The organism is Pseudoalteromonas nigrifaciens (assembly GCF_002221505.1).
Classification (GTDB): Bacteria; Pseudomonadota; Gammaproteobacteria; order Enterobacterales; family Alteromonadaceae; genus Pseudoalteromonas; species Pseudoalteromonas nigrifaciens.
Map to the genome: position 1 here is coordinate 275,569 of NZ_CP011037.1, position 21,134 is coordinate 296,702.

18 protein-coding genes are annotated in these 21,134 nt (G+C 39.9%); 13 read left to right on the forward strand and 5 right to left on the reverse strand.

The annotated features are described in order from the left end of the window. The first annotated feature begins 17 nt into the window (after positions 1-17). The gene (gene yddG, locus PNIG_RS17755) at positions 18-938 is read left to right on the forward strand and encodes an aromatic amino acid DMT transporter YddG (protein WP_089369140.1); all 921 of its coding nucleotides are present in this window, start codon (positions 18-20) and stop codon (positions 936-938) included. A 40-nt stretch (positions 939-978) separates the two neighbouring features. Here yddG and PNIG_RS17760 read toward each other — a convergent pair whose 3' ends face one another. Beyond that, entirely contained in the window at positions 979-1,512 is a 534-nt protein-coding gene (locus tag PNIG_RS17760) for an ankyrin repeat domain-containing protein (protein ID WP_089369141.1), read from the reverse strand. Between the two features lie 111 nt (positions 1,513-1,623). Further along, positions 1,624-3,159 carry a catalase gene (locus tag PNIG_RS17765; protein WP_089369142.1) on the reverse strand — a complete coding sequence of 512 codons (1,536 nt, stop codon included), beginning with the start codon at positions 3,157-3,159 and terminating at the stop codon, positions 1,624-1,626. 353 nt (positions 3,160-3,512) lie between these two features. Between PNIG_RS17765 and PNIG_RS17770 the strand changes: the two genes are divergently transcribed. The 7 genes from PNIG_RS17770 to PNIG_RS17800 all read left to right on the forward strand — a co-directional run bounded on the left by PNIG_RS17770 (position 3,513) and on the right by PNIG_RS17800 (position 11,736). Beyond that, complete coding sequence (locus PNIG_RS17770) at positions 3,513-4,193, forward strand: HAD family hydrolase (RefSeq protein WP_089369143.1); 681 nt, start codon at positions 3,513-3,515, stop codon at positions 4,191-4,193. 179 nt (positions 4,194-4,372) lie between these two features. After that, positions 4,373-6,094 (forward strand): purine-cytosine permease family protein, encoded by a 1,722-nt coding sequence (locus PNIG_RS17775; RefSeq protein WP_010553603.1) that lies wholly within the window; start codon positions 4,373-4,375, stop codon positions 6,092-6,094. Positions 6,095-6,154: 60 nt separating this feature from the next. Then, positions 6,155-7,678 (forward strand): mannitol dehydrogenase family protein, encoded by a 1,524-nt coding sequence (locus PNIG_RS17780; RefSeq protein WP_089369144.1) that lies wholly within the window; start codon positions 6,155-6,157, stop codon positions 7,676-7,678. Positions 7,679-7,680: 2 nt separating this feature from the next. Continuing rightward, a complete protein-coding gene (locus PNIG_RS17785) occupies positions 7,681-8,595 on the forward strand; it encodes a carbohydrate kinase family protein (RefSeq protein WP_011329842.1) in 915 nt (304 codons plus the stop codon). Between the two features lie 302 nt (positions 8,596-8,897). Continuing rightward, positions 8,898-10,370, forward strand: coding sequence for a carbon starvation CstA family protein (locus PNIG_RS17790; protein WP_011329843.1), 1,473 nt, complete (start codon positions 8,898-8,900; stop codon positions 10,368-10,370). A 175-nt stretch (positions 10,371-10,545) separates the two neighbouring features. Further along, complete coding sequence (locus PNIG_RS17795) at positions 10,546-11,238, forward strand: cupin domain-containing protein (RefSeq protein ID WP_011329844.1); 693 nt, start codon at positions 10,546-10,548, stop codon at positions 11,236-11,238. A gap of 117 nt (positions 11,239-11,355) precedes the next feature. Then, on the forward strand, positions 11,356-11,736 hold the full coding sequence (locus PNIG_RS17800; RefSeq protein ID WP_089369145.1) for a SpoIIAA family protein: 381 nt from the start codon (positions 11,356-11,358) through the stop codon (positions 11,734-11,736). Between the two features lie 49 nt (positions 11,737-11,785). Here PNIG_RS17800 and PNIG_RS17805 read toward each other — a convergent pair whose 3' ends face one another. Then, positions 11,786-12,685, reverse strand: coding sequence for a LysR family transcriptional regulator (locus PNIG_RS17805; RefSeq protein WP_010553616.1), 900 nt, complete (start codon positions 12,683-12,685; stop codon positions 11,786-11,788). Between the two features lie 97 nt (positions 12,686-12,782). On the opposite strand from PNIG_RS17805, the gene PNIG_RS17810 reads away from it, so the two are divergent. Then, positions 12,783-13,658, forward strand: a complete 876-nt coding sequence (locus PNIG_RS17810) for a DMT family transporter (protein WP_010553617.1) — start codon at positions 12,783-12,785, stop codon at positions 13,656-13,658. A gap of 82 nt (positions 13,659-13,740) precedes the next feature. Here the strand turns inward: PNIG_RS17810 and PNIG_RS17815 are convergent, their stop codons facing one another. Next, entirely contained in the window at positions 13,741-14,961 is a 1,221-nt protein-coding gene (locus PNIG_RS17815; RefSeq protein WP_089369146.1) for a M24 family metallopeptidase, read from the reverse strand. A gap of 189 nt (positions 14,962-15,150) precedes the next feature. Between PNIG_RS17815 and PNIG_RS17820 the strand changes: the two genes are divergently transcribed. After that, positions 15,151-15,546: a hypothetical protein gene (locus tag PNIG_RS17820; RefSeq protein WP_167376945.1), complete on the forward strand. Its 396-nt coding sequence runs from the start codon at positions 15,151-15,153 to the stop codon at positions 15,544-15,546. A gap of 688 nt (positions 15,547-16,234) precedes the next feature. Further along, positions 16,235-17,557 (forward strand): carbohydrate porin, encoded by a 1,323-nt coding sequence (locus tag PNIG_RS17825; protein WP_157696015.1) that lies wholly within the window; start codon positions 16,235-16,237, stop codon positions 17,555-17,557. A gap of 110 nt (positions 17,558-17,667) precedes the next feature. Here the strand turns inward: PNIG_RS17825 and PNIG_RS17830 are convergent, their stop codons facing one another. Continuing rightward, complete coding sequence (locus tag PNIG_RS17830) at positions 17,668-18,570, reverse strand: AraC family transcriptional regulator (protein WP_089369328.1); 903 nt, start codon at positions 18,568-18,570, stop codon at positions 17,668-17,670. Between the two features lie 185 nt (positions 18,571-18,755). Here PNIG_RS17830 and exaC point away from each other — a divergent pair, with 185 nt between their 5' ends. After that, a complete protein-coding gene (gene exaC, locus PNIG_RS17835) occupies positions 18,756-20,276 on the forward strand; it encodes an acetaldehyde dehydrogenase ExaC (protein WP_011329851.1) in 1,521 nt (506 codons plus the stop codon). Between the two features lie 522 nt (positions 20,277-20,798). Continuing rightward, entirely contained in the window at positions 20,799-21,026 is a 228-nt protein-coding gene (locus PNIG_RS17840) for a hypothetical protein (protein ID WP_208619504.1), read from the forward strand. The last annotated feature ends 108 nt before the right edge of the window (positions 21,027-21,134 follow it).

Here is a 21,134-nt window from a genome sequence, read left to right on the forward strand (position 1 = left end):
AGTACTTTAGGTTTAATATGGATTTTATAAGCAAAAATAAATATACACTTTATGGAGTCGCTGCAATATTACTGTGGAGCTGCTTAGTGGCATTACTACGGGATATTTCTGAGTTGTTTAGCCCCATTGGTGGTGCTGCGGCTATGTACTCTGTAAGTGCGATATTTTTAATTTTGGTTATGGGAGTGCCTAAGTTTAGTGGATTTTCGAAACGCTACTTGGTAGTAGGTACTTTATTATTTGTGTCGTACGAAATTTGCTTGGCACTTTCTATCGGTATGGCAAATAGCCGCCATCAGGCTATGGAAATGGCGGTAATTAATTATTTATGGCCCACGCTGACTATATTGCTCTCTATTATTATTGGGCGTAAAAAAGTAAGTTACTGGGTTTACCCAAGTATGATCATTGCTTTTTTAGGGGTTGCTTGGTGTATTACGGGCGATCAAGAAATGTCAGTCGATACGTTAGTTACTAACTTTGCTGATAATCCTGCTACTTATTTAATGGCATTAGCTGCCGCGTTTATATGGGCTATTTATTGCGTAGTAACGCAAAAAATAAGTAATGGTAAAAATGCTATTACGTTATTTTTTACTGTTACGGCAATGAGTTTGTGGGCGCAATATGGTTTTAGTAATGAAGCGCCATTAACGTTTTCAATCAGCTCAAGCATGACATTGTTACTTGCGGGTGTAGTTGTTGGCAGTGGTTATGCACTGTGGAATCAAGCGATTATTGGCGGTAACTTAATGCTGCTTGGAACGCTTTCGTATTTTACGCCGGTGTTTTCTACTATTATTTCGGCGTTGTATTTGTCTATTACGTTAAGTACTTCGTTTTGGCAAGGAGTGGTGCTGGTAACACTTGGCTCGCTAATTTGCTACTTTGTAACGCGAGATAAACCCCAAAAATATAATGTAGAAGTAACGACTTAAATAAGCAGTCCGCTAAAGTTTAGTTACACCTAAAGCTCTTTTATAAGGGCTTTTGAACTTTATTTAGAGTTTTAACCTGCGTGAGTAAATTGAGCACTTTTTGCTGGCCAAATGTGTGTGCAAATTGCTCGGCTGTTTGGCCTGCTTTGTTTTGATGTGCGTTGTCGCAATCAAGTGATACCAGTGTTTTGGCTATACTAAACTCACCTCTAAAAATAGCGGCCATAAGGGCTGTGTTACCTCGGTTGTCTTCCATGCAAGCATTAGCGCCTAAGTGTAAAAGTGTGTTTACCGTATTTTTATTACCATGGTAAGTGGCAATCATTAATGCGGTGTAACCTTTATTGTTATAGCTGTCGATAGGAATGCCGGCACTTACAAATTGCTTAATTACAGCGGTATCGTTGGTACGTGCAGCAGCAAAGTAATAAGCAAATAAACTCTCGTATTGTGTTTGCGCTGAGTGTTGGTTTTCAAGTTGTGTACTAGGTGTTTGTGTATCCGTTGTATTTTGAGCGTAAACACTACTGGTAAAGCTTATTAGTAGCACTACTATAATTAATAAATTACGCATTACTTTATACCTTTTAAAAAGAGGAAGGGGATTGGTTGCCTCCTTCCTCATGGTTGTGGTTACTTATATAACAGCTTGTTTAGTTGGGACTAATGTTTTGTAACTTGCTAATTACAGGTTAGCTGCAAGCTGCTTAACTATTTTAATATCGCCATTAACGGCTTTAGTTAAACGTGTACCGTACTCACTATCAGCTTTGTAAAAGTGGCTAAGCATTTTGTGCTTAACGTTACTGTCTTTTATTTTTACTAAATCGCCCGCTAGGTTATTGATCAGATTAGTACGCTCTTGCTTACTAAAACCTCGGTATAAAACACCTGCTTGCGCGAAGTTTTGCTGCTTTTTAATGGCGGCTTGTTGTACGTAACCTTGCAGTTGCGTTTGGCTTCTACGGGCAATTGGGTTTTCAGCTACGTTTTCTTGGCTTGGTTGATAGTTTACGTTGCTTTGAGTATTACCATAGTTCATTGCGCCGTCTTGGTTGTAGTTAACTACCTCCACTTTTGCACGGTTAATTGGCAACTGTTGATGGTTAGCACCAAGGCGATACATTTGCGTATCTGCGTATGAAAATACACGCCCTTGTAATAACTTATCTTCTGAGGGTTCAATACCCGCAATAATGTTAGACGGTGCCATTGCTACTTGTTCTGTTGACTGAAAAAAGTTAGTTGGCATGCGATTAAGCGTTAATGTACCTGCCTTCACTTCTTTTACACCTAACCACATTTTTGTTGCATCTAATGGGTTGTAATCAAAGTCGTCAAGCTGCGACGGATCAAGCGTTTTAATGTATAGATCCCATTCTGGGAAGTTACCTTTATTTACTTCGCTGTATAAATCACGCGTTAAATGTTGAAAGTCTTGGCTTTGAACTTCAGCGACTTCTTTTGCATTTAAATTCTCAATGCCTTGTTTACTTACCCAATGAAATTTAACGTACTTAACATCGCCCGATTTATTGATCATTTTATAAGAGTGAACACCCCAACCATCCATTTTACGTAAGCTTGCTGGTGTGCCGTAGTCGCTATAAACCCACGTTAACATGTGAGTAGAGCCTGGTTCGTATGAAAAAAAGTCAAAAACACGGTTAGGATCTTGAATGTTATCTACAGGTGATGGCTTTAATGAATGGATCATATCTGGAAATTTAATTGCATCACGAATAAAAAACACCGGTAAGTTAAGGCCCACTAAATCCCAGTTACCTTGATCGGTGTAAAATTTAATCGCAAAGCCACGTGGGTCGCGCAGTGTTTCTGGGCTACCTTTTGAGTGAATTACCGATGAAAAACGTACAAAAACGTCAGTTTCTTTACCGGCCTCGGTAAAAGGTGCTGCCATGGTTAAATCATCTAAACTTTTAGATGCCACAAATACACCATGAGCACCCGTACCACGCGCATGTACCACACGCTCAGGAATACGTTCACGTGCAAAGCGTTGTAGTTTTTGAATTAGTTGTACGTCTTCTAATAACACACTGCCGCGCTCGCCTGCAGTTATTGAATTTTGGTTGTCGCCAACAGCTGCACCGTTGTCTTTAGTTAATGTAGCCGCGCTTGCTGGTAATGCCATCGCAAGTGTTAACGCGCTTAATGTTAGTTTTGTATTCTTGTTTATTGCGTTTAATAAAATATTCATGTCGACCTTATTATTTAAAATTGCCGGCAGTGCTGCTGGCTGTTTAACTGTTGAGGAGTGTATGAATATTCCTTTGTTCGGTAAAGTTGATTAAATAGATTGGAATAATTCATAAATAAGATTGCAAGAGGGGCTTAAAATATACTTTTAGATCCAATTTTAGGTTTATATATTTTTTGTAAACTTGATTAAATACAGCGGCTTTTAGTTTTGTTTATTTATGTTTGTAGTAGCGACAAGTAAATTCGTTCACTTTTTGTTGACATTCAAAAACAATAAAGGGAATATGCTCGCTAGCCGGGCTTATGCTCATCTGGTGTTTTGCACAAAAAGTAAATGTTTAAGGTAACCCAATGAACGCTAAAATTGATTTAGTAATATTTGATTGCGATGGGGTAGTCATCGACAGTGAAATACTCAGCGCTCAAGTGTTGATTGATATGCTTGCGTATTTAACGGTTAACATTGACCGCGGATATGTACAGCAACACTTTTTGGGGTGTAATTTTAAAACCGTAAGTCAAAAAATCCAAAACGCCTTTAATGTCACTTTGCCAAATAGCTTTGAAGATGATTACCGAGAAGCGCTCTTAAACGAGTTTGGTTCAGCGCTCAGTACAACCGATGGCATAAACGAAGTACTTAATAACTTAGCTGTGCCCAAATGTATTGCCACAAGTAGCAGTCCAGCACGTACAGCTAAAGCATTAGATATAGTTAATTTAAGTAACTGTTTTAGCAATACGATATTTACCAGCAGTGAAGTAAAGCGTGGTAAACCCGCCCCCGACTTATTTTTACATGCAGCTAAGCAAATGGGCGTAAAACCAGAGCATTGCTTGGTAATTGAGGACAGCGAAGCTGGCGTATGTGCAGCCATAAATGCCAATATGCAAGTACTGCATTACAGTGGCGGGCAGCACATGCAAACGGCCATTAACTATGTTCATAAAGCGTATCCAAATATTGCTCACTTAACTCATTGGCAGCAGTTTTTTACAGCTTATCCTGCACTTAAAAGTAAAAACATTTAAACATGGCTACTTATACCAACACACATTTATAGGGTTTATAAGTGGCAAAATATAAGCGTTGTTAGTACTGGTATTAATTATAAAAACTAAAACAAGTGGTTACGCGTTTATAAAACTAAATTATAAGAAGCAAAGTCTTTAGGTATTAAGTACTTTGCTGTTAACAACTAGGAAATACCATGGCAACGAGTCCACACACACACACATTTAAAGATGTAAACGAAGAGCAACTTCCGGTTGCTAATAATAAGCTTCACGGCTGGAAACATTTTGCAGGGCTATACGCTGGTGAACATGTTGCTGCCACTGAATTTGTTATTGGCGCAACCTTTGTTGCATTAGGCGCATCAACCATCGACATTCTATTGGGGTTATTAATAGGTAACCTGTTAGCAATGTGTTCTTGGTGGCTAATTACGGCACCCATTGCAGTACAAACCCGCTTAAGTTTATATAACTACTTAAACAAAATTGCTGGTAACTCAATGACCAAGCTCTATAACTGGGCTAATGTAGTTATTTTTAGTGTTATATCGGCGGCCATGATCACGGTATCCTCCACCGCCGTGCGGTTTTTGTTCGACATACCCGCGCAGCTTGATTGGTATCCAAACAGCTTTTGGTTTGTCGCCATTGTTTTAGCCGTTGGCTCAATTGTTGTATTTGTTGCTATGTATGGCTTTTCAACCGTTGCTGACTTTTCAAAACTGTGTGCGCCCTGGCTATTTGTTATATTTATTGCAGGCTCGTTCGCGTTATTCCCTGAGCTTTCAAACCACGTATTGGGTTCTACCTCTTTAACTAGCTTTAGCGACTTTATGACCATAGGCGACTCCTCCATCTGGACGGGCACCAATGCCGATGGTGAAAAAGGCATTGGCCTATTAGAAGTGATTGGCTTTGCATGGGCTGCTAACTCAATTACTCACTTTGGTTTAATCGACATGGCTATTTTTAGATTTGCTAAACGCAAAAGCTATGGCTTGTTCTCTGGTGTGGGTATGTTTTTTGGTCATTACTTAGCGTGGATCTCTGCCGGTATTATGGGCGCAGGTGTTGCGGTATTACTTAAAACAACCATTTCATCACTTGATCCGGGCGATGTTGCATACCATGCATTAGGTTGGACTGGCTTTGTTATTGTAATTATTGCCGGTTGGACTACAGCTAACGCAAACCTATACCGCGCTGGCCTTGCAGCACAATCTATATTTGTTAATCAGTCACGTGAGCGCACCACCGCCATAGTAGGTGTGGTAACCGTAATTATTGCGTGCTTCCCGTTTGTATTTTCACAAATGCTACCACTACTTACCTACGCCGGTTTATTAGTTGTGCCAGTGGGCGGCATTGTATTTGCCGAGCATGTGTTATTTCCTAAAATTGGCTTAACACGTTACTGGGCTAAATATAAAAATATTACCCGCAGTATCCCTGCTATTGCCTCATGGGCACTTGCACTTGTGTTCGGTTTTGGCTTAAACGCAATTGATGTAATGTCGTTTTACTACTTGTTTATTCCTACCTGGATTTTCACCATCGTTATTTACACACTTTTAGCTAAAAAATACGGTGCCGGTGAAGATTACACGCAAGAGATTGCAGCAGAAGAGCAAGAGCAACGTGATATTAAAGAATATCAAGCAGCTGAGGCTAAAGACATTCCAAAGCCAGTAATTGATAGCTCTGTATTTACCAAAGTTCTTAATGGCATATCGACTATTTCATTAGTGATTATTTTTATATTTGCCAGCCAAGTGATGTTTTTCAGTGACACTATGGTGATGTACAGCGCTAATAAGTCGCAGTTCGAAATTGCCTGTTTTATTTGTACTGTTATTTATTTTGTTACTGCGTACTGGTCGTTAAAACGCCATAAAGTACTCAATACAGCATCGTAATTACTTATCGTAATACAGTATCGTAATTTATATTTTATTTTTGTTTAGTAAGGTCGCACCATGACGCAACATCAACACACAAACGCTCTTGTTACAGGGCTAAACCAACAAAGCTTGGCTCAATTACCAAGCCATGTTGACACACCAAGTTACGACCGTAGCGCCGTTAAAGCGGGGATTATTCATATTGGCGTGGGCGGTTTTCATCGTGCTCACCAAGCGGTATATGTTAACGAGCTTTTAAAAACCCCAGGCTCTGAGCAGTGGGGCATATGTGGTGTTGGCCTGTTAGAGGGTAACCGTGGTCTGCGTGATATTTTAAAGCAGCAAGATTACCTTTACACGCTAACTGTTAGACACCCAGACGGTAAAATAGATAACAAAGTAATTGGCTCAATGATCGACTTTTTGTTTGCTCCAGAGGACAAACAAGCGGTAATTAATAAACTCGCACACAGCGATACTAAAATTGTATCGCTTACTATTACCGAAGGCGGTTATAACTTTAACCCGGCAACGGGTGAGTTTGATTACAGCAATCCAGATATTATTAACGACATTAATAACCCGAACGACCCAATTACGGCGTTTGGTTACATTACTGCTGCGTTAAAACTGCGTAAAGAGCAAGGCTTGGGCGCGTTTACAGTACAGTCGTGCGATAACATTCAGCATAATGGTAACGTAACACGTAAAATGCTTTTAGCCTTTGCCTCAGAGCAAGACAAAAACCTAAGTGAGTGGATTGAGCAAAACGTATCGTTTCCAAATGCGATGGTTGACCGCATAACACCGGTATCTAAAAAGAGTGATATTGATTACGTGGTTGATGCCTATGGTGTTAGCGACGAGTGGCCAATTACTTGTGAGTCGTTTACACAATGGGTAATAGAGGACACATTTAGTGACTCTCGCCCAAATTGGGATGTTGTTGGTGCACAGTTTGTAACTGATGTGACGCCTTATGAAACCATGAAAATACGTTTACTTAATGCTGGGCATTCTGTGCTTGGTTTATTAGGTTCAATTCATGGTTATGGCACAATTGACGAAACGGTATCTGATGAATTATTTGCCACATACCTACGTACTTTTATGGATAAAGAAGTAACGCCAAACCTTGAACCGCTTGAAGGTATTGATCTTCAAAGCTACAAAGATACGTTAATAGAGCGTTTTGCTAACCCTAATATTAAAGACAGCCTGGCGCGTATTTGCAGTGAAAGCTCAGCTAAATTACCTAAATTTATTATTGCTACAATTAACGAAAACCTAGTACAAGGTCGAGATATATCGTTGGCAACACTTGTCATTGCTACTTGGTGTTTATACAGCGATAAAGGTGTAAGTGAAAAAGGCGAAAAGCTTGAAATTCAAGATGCGATGTACAAAGAGCTTAATTCTTACGCGCAAGAGACTCAAACTAGCCCGATTGCATTTTTAAAGTTAACGAGCTTGTTTGGTAAGCTTGAGCATAACGAAGCTTTTACTGCAGAGTATAAAAAATCGATTGCCGCGCTATACGCACCTAATAGTAAAATTAAAGCCATTATGCAGGCTGTACTTGAGCAAAAGAGTAACTAATTATGAGTATTTTAATTAATCATAAATCAGGCGAAAACGTAAGTGTTAGCTGCTTTGGCGAAGTGCTGTGGGATTGTTTTGACTCTGGTAAACGCTTAGGTGGCGCGCCACTTAATATGTGTGTGCGTATTAACTCACTAGGCATTAAAGCCGACATGATCAGCGCTGTTGGCAACGACGAGTTAGGCGCTGAGCTGCTCGGCGAAATTGCGAGCAAAGGCGTAAGCTGCGATTATATTGCTATTAATAGTGACAAAAAAACCAGCACGGTTGAGGTAACACTCGATAGTGGTGGCTCAGCAAGTTATGAAATAGTGGCAGATACAGCGTGGGATAATATAGCGCTTACAGATGAGTTACTGAGTAAAGTTAAAAGTAGCGATGTATTTGTATTTGGCAGCCTAATAGGGCGAAGCGAAACGTCTTTGGCAACATTAAATCAATTAGTTGATGTAGCAAACTTTAAAGTGTTTGACGTAAACCTACGTGCGCCTCACTACACATTAGCAACACTCGTAGATTTAATGAACAAAGCCGACTTCATCAAATTAAACGACGAAGAGCTATACGAAATTGCTAAAGCTATGGGTTGTAAGTTTCATTCGCTTGAGCAAAACTTAGCCTTTATTGCTGCACAAACTAATACCGAATATTTATGTGTAACTAAAGGCAGCCATGGCGCATTACTCACCATTAAAGGCGAAAACTACTATAACTCAGGCTATTTAATTAGTGTTGTTGATACAGTTGGCGCAGGGGATTCGTTTTTAGGCTCGTTAATTTATCAGCTGTGCAGTAGTGATTGCGCACAACATGCGGTTGACTTTGCTTGTGCTGTTGGTGCTATGGTCGCCGAAAGTGCCGGAGCAACACCTACTTTAACGCATCAACAAATAAATGAGTTTATGAACCCATAAATAAATTGGTGATAAGGTATTATTAATTTTTATCGATAACTTATCGGGCAGAATAAAAAAGGCAGATTTACTCAGTAAAACTGCCTTTTTTATTACTCTAAATCTTTACATTCTGCACAGTTAACGTTCAATAAGGCCACGAAATAGGTCTAAGTTATTTTATTCGACTATAGTATTAGCTAAACGTCTTATAGTAAGAATATTAATCCTTTGTTAATGTTCGTCGATTATTCACGGAATGAAAGGCCGGAGCGGCAAACAGTGCGCTCTTTAATACAAATACAAAAAGAGAAACATGCTTTATGATCATCTTTTTTATCTGCATCACAATTTTAATACTGGGTTATAAATTTTATAGTCCCTTTGTTGAAAAGCAAGCAGGTTTAGACTCAACGATTGAAACACCACAACAGCGCTTTAGCGAAGGTGTTGATTACGTGGCTATTCATCCTGTGCGTGCATTTTTAATTCAATTTTTAAACATCGCCGGTGTAGGTCCTATTTTTGGTCCTATTCTTGGTGCTTTATACGGGCCCGTTGCACTAGTTTGGATTGTACTAGGTAACGTGTTAGGTGGTGCTGTTCACGACTTCTTCTCAGGTGTTATGAGTATAAAAGAAGACGGGAAAAGCCTGCCAGAAATAGCCGGACATTACTACAACATTGTATTTAAAGGCTTTATGCTGATATTTACTGCCATGCTACTATTTTTTGTAGGCGTAGTATTTATTATGAGCCCTGCGGGCTTATTAAGTAACCTTGATTTTTTTGAAGGTACAATGCTGGCAAATAACACCTTTTGGGTGTTGGCTATTTTAGCGTATTACTTTTTAGCTACCTTGCTACCAATTGATAAAATTATTACTAAGTTTTACCCAATTTTTGGCGCTTTAATGATTGTAATGACAGTTGCTATTGCAGTTTCGTTATTAATTAACGCACCACACTTACCTGTTGCAGGTGACTTTTTAGCTTACTTTAGTGGTGATCATGCACATGACTTTTTAGAGCCCAACCCGGATGGTTTACCTACGTGGCCATTGTTATTTATAACAATTACCTGTGGCGCTATTAGTGGTTTTCACTCAACACAAGCACCTATTATTGCACGCTGTTTAACAAACGAAAAATATGTACGCCCGGTATATTACGGCGCCATGATGTGTGAAGGTATTGTTGGTTGTGTTTGGGCACTTGCTGGTATTGCAGCATTCCCAGAAGGTTATGCAGGTTTAAAAGCATTACTTGATCAAGGTGGCCCAGGTTTAGTAGTTAATCATATTGCTAATAGCTACTTAGGTGTATTTGGTGGTGTTATGGCTATTATTGCTGTAGCTGTATTCCCAATCACTTCAGGTGATACTGCGTTCCGTTCACTGCGTTTAACTGTAGTTGATGCGTTTAATATTCCACAAAGCTTACGTAACCGTTTATTAGTAGCGATTCCAATTTTAGCAATTGCTTACTTTATGACTAAGCTCGACTTCTCGCTTATTTGGCGCTACTTTGCGTTCTCAAACATGCTGCTTTCTACTAGCGTATTATGGCTGGCAACTAAGTACTTGTTTGACCGCGGTGCATTCCATTGGATTGCCAGTATTCCTGCAGTAATTGCCACAGCAGTGACGCTTTCATATATTATGACAGCGGCAATTGGTCTTAACCTATCAAGTGATATGGGCAAACCAATTGGTGCAGTGGTAGCAGTGATTGGTTTTATTACACTTGCCATAGTGCACTCTAAGCACAAAGGTAGAGTAAAAGTTATTAATTAAAAAATGACTATAAATCATAAGTGTTAATTAAAAACGAGCAGTTAAACCTGCTCGTTTTTTTATGCCTAATAATAAAAGCTCCATCATACTTACGGCTAAATAACATGACTTAATTTAATGCTACCAATATAACTGTTATTATTTGTTAATTGCTTTAACTGAGTTAGGAAAAAAAATGAAAATAGCCGCTGATTTTAGTAAGCGCGTTGTTGTACATAGTGAAAAACTAGAGTGGGTAGCCTCGCCAATGGCGGGAGTACATAGACGCCCTTTGGACAGAGTAGGCGATGAAGTTGCCCGCGCTACAAGCATAGTGCGCTATGCGCCTGGAAGTGAATTTTCGCCGCATATACATACAGGTGGTGAAGAGTTTTTAGTGCTCGATGGCGTATTTCAAGATGAGCACGGCGATTACCCTGTAGGTAGTTATATTCGCAATCCTCCCCAGTCAAAGCACAAACCGGGATCTCAGGGGGGCTGCGTAATATTTGTAAAATTGTGGCAGTTTCAACCACAAGATAGACAGCATGTGTGTTTACACACTAAAAAAATGCAAGGCGTTACGCACCCCCAGTTTAATAATGTTAGCGTAATTTCTTTATATAAAGATAACTTTGAAGAGGTAAGCTTACTGCACTTTAAACCTAACGCCGACATGGTTATAAATGCAAAGGATGGGGCTGAGCTGTTAGTACTTGAGGGGTTGCTTAACGAGCAAACAGATACCCTTATTAAAAATAGCTGGTTAAGAGTGCCTATTAATAGCACTGTTAATGCTAAAGCAGGAAGTACAGGCGCAACAGTCTGGCTTAAAACCGGTTATTTAACTGATGTAGCAAACCAAATCACTCGATTAAAAAATGCATAATTAACCACTTCAAATGAAGTAGCAAAACACCCGTTATAGCTGATCTTTGAGTTGTATCAGTATGAGCGCTAAGCTATCACCTATACTCAAAGTACATTTATTGTAAGAGTACTTATTATGGTTGGTTTAACGCACGGTTTATCTATTGGCATTGAACGCTCAGGAAGTGAGTTTTTTTTAACACTAAAAGCAGTAGGCACATTAACTCACAAAGATTATAAGATTATTACGCCCATGATCGACTCAGCCCTAAGTAAAGTGGATCACCCTATAGTTAAAGTGCTGATAGATGGCTCACAATTAGAAGGTTGGGAGCTTAGAGCTGCATGGGATGACTTAAAGCTTGGGTTAAAACACGGTAACAATTTTAAAAAAGTGGCTGTTTACGGCAATAAAGAGTGGCAAGCAACCTTGGCCAAAGTAGCGGGCTGGTTTGTAGCAGGTAAAATAGCCTACTTTGAAAACGCCACCACAGCCATTGAGTGGCTAAAAGAGTAGTATTAATGTGTGGTAAGTATAAATAAAATAGCAGTAAAGTTATGTGTTTTTATTTTTTAACCTCGGCCCACTGGGCTTTTAGCCAGCGGCTTAGGGTAATAATATCGGTTTGTTTTGCTCGCGATTTTTTATATACAAAATAAAATTTACAGCCGGTTTCAACTCCATGCAATGGCAACTTAACTAAGTGGTTATCGTGCTGTGAGGCAATAAAAAACGCATCAATAAGCGTAATACCTAAATTATAACGCGCGGCTTCTGCGGCCAGTATAACGTGACTAAAGTGATTAACTCTTACGTTTTTAGGCAGCTCAAAGCCGCCGCTTTTACACCATTGCTGCCAGTCATTGGTGCTACGTTGCTCTGACTCATCATACTGCACCGACAACAGCGGGTGCTTCCATAATTCATTGGGCAGCGATTGATTTTTTAATTGCTGCCACATGCCTTTGCCACAAGCAGGGTAAAGCTTTTCTGCAAATAAAAATAAGCTGACAAACTCACCTTTAGGTGGCGTTGTGGTAATAAAACAATCGGCAACACGGTCGCTAAAATCCGCCTCATCTACAATCATATTTAAAGTTAAGTCGATATCTGGCGAGTCATGTTTAAAGCTTTCTAATCGCGGTATTAACCACTTTACAGCTAATGAGCTATAAAGTGCTAAACGAATATGCCCAGGCTCGCCGTAACGTATTTTTTGTGTGGCAGAGGCTAAACTGGTTAATGAATGACTCACTTCTTGATAGTAACGATTGCCCGCGTCGGTTAACGAAAAGCTACGACCACTGCGGTTAAATAGCGGCTCGTTTAAATATTGCTCTAGTAATTTAACCTGATGGCTCACGGCACTTTGCGTCACATTAAGGTGTTCAGCCGCTTTAGAAAAACTATTTAATCGCGCTACAGATTCAAAACACTGAACAGCACGTAATGGGGGTAATTTCATTATTAGTTAAACTCATACTAAAAGTATTTTAATCATTATACATAATTAAACGAATTGCTCTATGCTAGCGTTTTTAATTTGCGGGCACGGAGTAACAATGCAAAAAATATCGGTTGGCTTAGGCATGACATTACTTGTGGTGGGTAATATTATTGCGGTTTTTTCTGATGCTATAATCAAAACTTTACCAGCAGAAAGCCCCACGTTTCAGTTTGTATTTATGCGCCAACTTACCGCAGTATTAATTTTGCTCCCGTTTTGTTTGTCGGCGAATAAAAAACATTTATTTGCCGGTTTAAAATGGCATGCGGTACGCGGACATGTATGGTTATTTGGTATTATATTTATGGTGTTTGCGCTAAAAGCTTTACCGCTTGCAACCGCTAACGCTATTTTTTATGCAGCGCCTTTATTAATGCTGCCTTTAGCAGTAATGATATTTCGTGAACAGCTAACAAAAAGCAGCATAGCTGTGGCTGTTATTGGCTTTATAGGGGTACTTATTGTTATTCAGCCTACCGACATTAATTGGGCGGCTATATTTGCACTTGTAGTCGCAATTACACTGGCAATAAATAATGTACTAATACGAAAGTTACCTAAACACCATAGTATTATGCAAACTTTGTTACTTACCAATTTAGTAGGTATGCCTGTGGGATTAGGTTTGGCGCTGTGGGAAAACGAGCCATGGCATTGGGCCGCACTTATTACTGCGTTTGGCTCTACACTGTTTATTTTAATTTATGCGGGAATTTGCGTGTATGTTTATAGCAAAATCGAATCGAGCCAAGTTGCTAGCGCTGAATATAGTGGCTTAGTGGCGGCTGTCGTTGTTGGGTTATTTTGGTTTGGCGAAGTACCTACACTTGGCTTAATAATTGGCGCATCGTTAATTATTTTACCCTTAGTATGGTTGGCTAACGTACAAAAAAACAAACAGCGATTGGTTAAACGTCAACTCACAAAATAAACTACTGCGCGTGGTGTGCACTGCGCAGTAGTAAAAAGTCGTTTAAGCCAAATAAACAAATGTAAGTTAATTTTCGCTTATATTACTTTTGTAAACCAAACGGGTCGTCAATACTGTGGCTAGGCTCGGTAAACCATTTTGAACCACTGTCGGTCATATAAAAATGATCTTCTAAGCGCACCCCAAATTCATCCGGTATAACCAGCATTGGCTCGTTACTAAAACACATGCCAGCGGCTAGTGGCGTTTTATTACCGCCTACCAAATAAGGCCATTCGTGAATATCTAAACCAATGCCGTGGCCTGTACGGTGCGGGCAACCAGGTGTTTGATAATCAGGGCCTAAACCTTGCTCAGCTAAGTAGCTGCGCGCAGCTGTATCTACGTCTTCACATGGCACGCCAATTTTTGCTGCATTGAAAGCTGCAATTTGTGCTGCTTTTTCATTATTCCAAAATTGACGTTGGCGATCAGTTGCTTCACCAAACACATAAGTGCGGGTAATATCAGATAAGTAATCATGTACTTTACAGCCAGTATCAATAAGTACCATGTCGCCTTTTTTAAGGATTTGCGGATCTTTTACCCCATGCGGAAATGACGTTGCAAGCCCAAATAACACGATACAAAAGTAGTTACCCGGCGCGCCTACTTTTTGATGCGCTAGCTTTATAAACTCTTCAACTTCAGTGGTACTAATACCCTCGTGCAGCATGCTTGCCGTAGCTTGGTGAACCACTAAGGTCATATCCATAGCGCGTTGCATTAACGCCAGCTCATTGGCTGATTTATGCATTCTACAATGTGCTGTAACAGGTTGAGCATTCACTAAATTTAAGCCCGTTTGCGCTTTATTAATACCATCAAAAATAAAGAACTGCGCGCTTTCGTCAATACCAATAGTGCCATTAGCCGCAATACCCATTTCCGTTAATATATTAACAAATAACTGATATGGGTTTTGATGCTCTTGCCAACCACGGATTGGCCCGTCAATTACTTTAAAACCATTGAGTGAGCCAATTTCAAAATAAGGAGCTATGTATTGCACTTCACCTTTAGCAGGCAAAATTGCGCCAACTAAACGCTCACTTGCATACCAACGCATACCGGTAAAATAAGCCAGGTTAGTACCTGCATTTAAATAAATGGCATCAATGCCATTGTTTTGCATATACGTTTGCGCTTTGGCTATACGAGATAAATATTCTGCCGGTTGAATAGGGGTTAAATCGCTGGTCATATTGCTTAAGCTAGCGAGTGCTTGTTCTTTGGTTTGGGTGCCAATACCAATTGTGGTCATAATGATCTCCTCTTTTATGCGGCTATTGTGCTTGTGCGGCAGGTTAACTGCAAGTTGCTTGCGGTAAAACTTTGTAATCTGAGCATGTATTTAATAAAGCCAATGCGCTATATTAATCTAAGTGCTAGGCAGTTTGATTGCTGCGTATGTTGTTTAGTAAACTATAAAAATAAAAACAAAGGTGGGTGTATGGCTCTGTTGTGGTTGGGGGTTTTATTTATAATAATTGGCACTTTGCCATTTGTACGCTGGTTAAAATGTAAAGTAAGTAAACGCCACTGGCGGGTTTGTGTTGTAGAACAAATAACTGCCGTGGCAAATAATCAAATAACAGCACCCGAAATGTTGCATCAGCCAACTATGCTAGTGAGTTTTCATTTTGATGGGCAGGTGCACAGTGTATTAGTGGAATATCGTGAAAAAATGTTTACCCGTTTTAAACAAGGTAAAACCTGCACACTGTTAGTTGACAAAAATAACCCGCAGCAGGTTTATAATAACGCAATACTTTGGCAAAGCTACGGGTTAGTATGGTTATTAGCCGGTATTAGTTTATGTGCTTTTAGTTATTTTAGTTTAATTTAGCTTGATTTAAATCCCCTCGTTATCCCTTAATAGCGTTTAAGTGCAGCGCTTTTGAGGGAGCTTACCATGCGTTTTATACTCTGTTTACTCTTCTTTTATCTCATCCTAACACTCGTTTTACAGCTACCAGATTAATTTTACAGTTGCGCAGATGATCAAAAAACTCGTCATTGGTTTAATTATTGCGCGGTGGTTTTTCACGCTGAAATGTAAGTAAGTGGGCTCATTGTTTCCTCTGTGTTTTTGTTATGTTTACTTTATGTTTGCCCTTGTTAATCAATGGTTTGTGACCCCTGTAAAATCTTATACTATCGTTGTTTGCTATATTGAATAACCTCCAGTGGTTGGATAAAATCCTTTTCAAATTGGTTATTACTGATCACAGCTCATTTACTACGAGTTATCGTAGCTGATCATTATTAGCGCCAAAACAGTTAGCTTAAAGTTAACAGCTATATGCCTTTAATTTTTACTGACACAAAATTAACTCAAAACTCTACTTTTAAAAGTGACTCACTTAGTATTTGTAGCTAGCAACCAGCACTGCTTAGCTAAATTACGGCTGCATTTAATAAAATGGCGCTGCAAATGCATTTAATGTAACCCCACAACGACTATGGTAAACATGAAATATAACAAACGAATTAAGTCCTCTTTATCACTACTTTCAATATTATGCGCCGCTACAATGAGTGTTCACGCAGCAGAGCGCCCCGCTGGTTTATCGGATGAGGATATTGCATACGTTAAACAGCTAATTAATAATGAAATGCAAGCGCAGGATGACGCTAAAGCTAAGCAAGAGTTAGATAATGGGTTTGAGTTTAATGGCTATTTTCGCTCAGGTACAAATACCATTCTAGGGAGTGGCAGTAAAAACAATGGCTCTTGTTATTCACTTAACTACCCTAAAAATGACGGGGTTTATTATCGCTTAGGTAACGAATGCAGAGACTACAGCGAGTTTCAGCTGAGTAAAAAACAGCAGCTAAATGGGGTTAACTTTAAAGCCGTATTTATGATGGACTTTGCCGGGGATTCAAGAGATCCAACCGCAACGGAGGAGTGGTCTAGACGCTCAAGGCAGCTTTACGTAGAAACAGACAACTTACTCGATAATGGTACGCTATGGATTGGCCGCAGATATTATTACGATAAGGCAGTTGGTAGCGTACATATATTAGATTACAAACATATGCAAAGCTCGGGTAACGGCGTGGGTGTATCTGACATTACGGTAAATGAAACCGATAAGCTGCATCTTGCTGCAATCACTTATGGTGGCGAGGGCGAACTTACAGGTAACAAAGCCACTGCTGATACTAACTATCAAAACTTTATGGCCGACGTACGCTATGAAATGGACGTAGGCGATGCGGGTAAAGTGGTATTTGCACTGCAAAACTTATTTGTAAATGATGCAATTGATGAAGCAGGGCTTACCGATGGCAGAACTTTTACAGTGCAATGGCAAAAGCAGTTAGGCAATGTTGATCAAAAAACAGTGATTCAATATGGTACCGGCGCCATGGCGCAAAACCCAGGCGCTGCCGGTACTGATGGCGGAAGCTTTGATTATGCCGCAGATAGCAGCTCAAGTGGCTTTCGTATTTTTAATAATGGCTTAGTTGATATTACCGAAAAATTTAAACTAGATTACATGGTAATGTACGAAAAATCATCTGATTATCACACCCTAAAAAGTGTTGGTGTGCGCCCGCATTATTCAATATCGCCGCATTGGAGTGTGCTTGGTGAAGTGGGTTATAACGCTTATCAAACTAAAACAAACGGCATTGAAAATGATGAGCAAACACTCATGAAATATGCGCTAGCATTACAAGCAACAGCCGACTCTACCGAATATTGGTCGCGTCCATCGTTACGCTTTTACCTAAGTAACTTTGATTGGAACAAGGCTGCTGGGCAAGAGTCTGGGTTAAGTGTTGCAGGCAAAGAGGGCGACGAAAGTGCCTTAGTTGCAGGCGCTCAGGTTGAAATTTGGTTTTAATACGCAGTATTAATGTGCAATAAAAAATACAATAAAATAAGTTTCGTAGGCGCATTTAGTGCCTACGAAACGTCAATTAACCTCGCTGTAAAATTAATCTAAACCACCACTTAATGACTTTTCTTGGCAATGCTTGCTGGTGGTACGCCATAGGCGTGTTTAAATAAGCGGCTAAAATGGCTAGGGCAATTAAAACCCAGCTCATAACACGCTTGGCTAACCGTGCGCCCCTGCAACAATTTACTATAGGCTTTTTTAAGCCTAAGTTGCTGCTGCCACAGTGCCGGGCTAGTACCAAAGGCCAACTTAAATTGTTGATAAAACTTGCTGCGACTCATGCAGGCAATTTTACACAGCCTCTCTATATCCAATGCTTCATTTAAGTGCTCTTCTATGTATTGCAAAGCATTATTTACCGGTGTTTTAAACTGCGAATTATTGCCGTTTTTTAGTAATAAATCTCGACTTTGCTGCTGTAGCAAACGGGTAATAAGCTCGTTTAACGATAAGTCGATTAAATAACCTCGCTGCTCGTCGGGCTCACTAAATAAATGCACCATACGCGCTAAAAGTTGTTGGGTTTGGCTATTGTGCTGGCTATGTACCAGCTGCGGTGTATAGGCAAATAAGTCATCGCTGGCAAAGCGTTGCTCAATATTGAGTGCATTAGCCACCTGCGTTATTTTGTCTGTGCTTATTTCAATAGCAAGGCAGGTAGTAGGCGCGCTTAAAGATGCTTGTTCAAAGTCAATTAATACCCCTTGCTCTGGTGCTAATACAAAGGATTCGTGAGGTAAAAATGCCTTATGGTATTGGCAGCTCTCTACATGCATTACCTTTTTACCACTAAGCATGGCGCAAAAAAGTAATTCTTTTGAATGCAAAGCTACTTTTTGTGCATTTTGATAAGTATCGTAAATACTTAGCTCGCTATTATCGGCAGCAAAGGTCACTTTATTTTCAATTAGCACCTTTAATTGCTGGCGTTGCTTATTTAATTGCGGAGTATGCATTTTAATCCCTTTTAAATCTGGACTCATAGACAACTTTTGTGGACAGCAATACATGCTTTTAAGTGTTTGATAGTTTAATGTCAATCAATGCTGATTAATTATAAAACAGCACTTGATTAAATATAAAGCAAAAAGACTTATTTAATAGCTCGACTTTTAGCTAATAACAACAAGAGAGTATCACTATGATTTATGCAAATCCAGGCGAAAAAGATGCACTAATTACCTTTAAAGCGCAATACGAAAACTACATTGGAGGAGAATGGGTAAAGCCAGTAAACGGCCAGTACTTTGAAAATATTAGCCCTGTAAACGGTAAAGTATTTTGTAAAGTAGCGCGCTCCGATAAAGACGACATTGAACTTGCGCTCGACAAAGCCCACGCAGTAAAAGCGCAGTGGGGTACTACATCGGTTACCGATCGTAGTAACGTATTACTAAAAATAGCCGACCGTATTGAACAAAATTTAGAGTTACTTGCAGTTGCCGAAACGTGGGATAACGGCAAAGCAATTCGCGAAACACTCGCGGCCGATATTCCACTAGCCGCCGATCACTTTCGTTATTTTGCAGGTTGCCTGCGCTCACAAGAGGGCGGTATTAGTGAAATTGATGAAACTACCGTTGCCTATCATTTTAATGAACCGTTAGGTGTAGTTGGGCAAATAATTCCGTGGAACTTCCCAATACTAATGGCAGCGTGGAAGCTAGCCCCAGCCTTAGCTGCGGGTAACTGTGTAATACTAAAACCAGCAGAGCAAACCCCTGCCTCTATTTTAGTGCTGATGGAAGTGATTGGCGACTTACTGCCAGCGGGCGTACTCAACGTAGTTAATGGCTTTGGTAAAGAAGCAGGTGAAGCCCTGGCTACCAACACCCGTATTGCTAAAATCGCCTTTACGGGGTCTACCCCAGTGGGTTCACATATTTTAAAATGCGCCGCCGAAAACATAATTCCATCAACGGTAGAGCTAGGTGGTAAGTCACCCAATATTTTCTTTAGCGATGTAATGGACAAAGACGACGCTTTTTTATCTAAAGCAATAGAGGGCGCAATACTGGCCTACTTTAACCAAGGTGAAGTATGTACTTGCCCATCGCGACTATTTATTCAAGAAGATATTTACGAGCAATTTATTGAACGCATTTTACAGCGCACTGCACAAATTAAACGTGGTAACCCGCTAGATACCGAAACCATGGTAGGTGCGCAGGCGTCTAAAGCGCAATTTGATAAAATATTAAGCTACATCGAAATAGGTAAAAAAGAAGGCGCCGAAGTACTTACTGGTGGCAACGTAGAGCAGTTAAGCGATGATCTTAACGGCGGATATTACATTCAGCCTACGCTATTAAAAGGCACCAACGACATGCGGGTATTCCAAGAAGAGATTTTTGGCCCGGTTATTTCAATGTCGACCTTTAAAGACGAAGCCGAAGCGTTGGCACTTGCCAATAGCTCTGAATTTGGTTTAGGCGCCGGTGTATGGAGCCGCAACATGAACCAAGCGTATCGTATGGGGCGTAAAATTGAGGCAGGCCGTGTATGGACTAACTGTTACCACATGTATCCGGCTCATGCCGCGTTTGGCGGCTATAAAAAATCAGGTATTGGTCGCGAAAACCACAAACTCGCACTGGGTCACTACCAACAAACTAAAAACCTATTAGTAAGCTACAGCGAAGATCCGCTCGGCTTCTTTTAATTTTAAGTACAAAGTTTAAATAAACAACCGTTAAGTAATGACAGCGCTGCATATTTGCAGCGCTTTTTTGTATATTGGCTAAATTAATTTAAAATGACTCAACCGCGTTATCGCTCTTAGCATCAATCGTGTTTTTGCACACTTTTCATTATATGTGTTCTTTTTTCCGTGTTAAAAAAGGGTGTTTCATACAAGCTAAATTTTATAATTAATAACAGTATAAATTGGCAGTGGTTGCGGTTTTGTCGGATAACATTATTAAAAGTCGTTTTGGGGCATTTTAACAAAGGCAATTTTATAACATACGTAACTACCTGTTTACATTAGAGTTGTTTGGTGGAATTATTAAGCTATGTAATATATGCCGTTTTGGGGTGTTATAAACCCCCATAGTGGTGTTCAATAAGCTGTTATGCGTAATCGAGACAAATAAGTATGGCGAATAATTGGAATATTCCAGCCTGTCTTGAACAGGAAGTGAGGGAACGAGATACAGCCTGTGTGTATTGTGGCAATGAGTTCTTGTCTCATAAAGTATCAGCTAAAGCGTCGGCAAGTTGGGAGCACATTATTAATGACGCTTCCATCATTACACGAGAAAATATTGCGTTGTGTTGTCGAGGTTGTAATGCAAGTAAGGGCCAAAAAACATTATCAGATTGGCTGGAATCAAAGTATTGTAAAGAGCGCGGCATTTCACCAGACTCAGTCGCACCAATAATTAAACAAGCAATCTCTAATGGCCAGTAATCGCATACAAGACAATAAAGCGGGACTAAAAACAGTTTGCTCGGTTCCGCTTCGCTACACGTTTTAGCAAACTATTTTTAGCCTCTTATTGGAGCGTTAGTTGCTAGT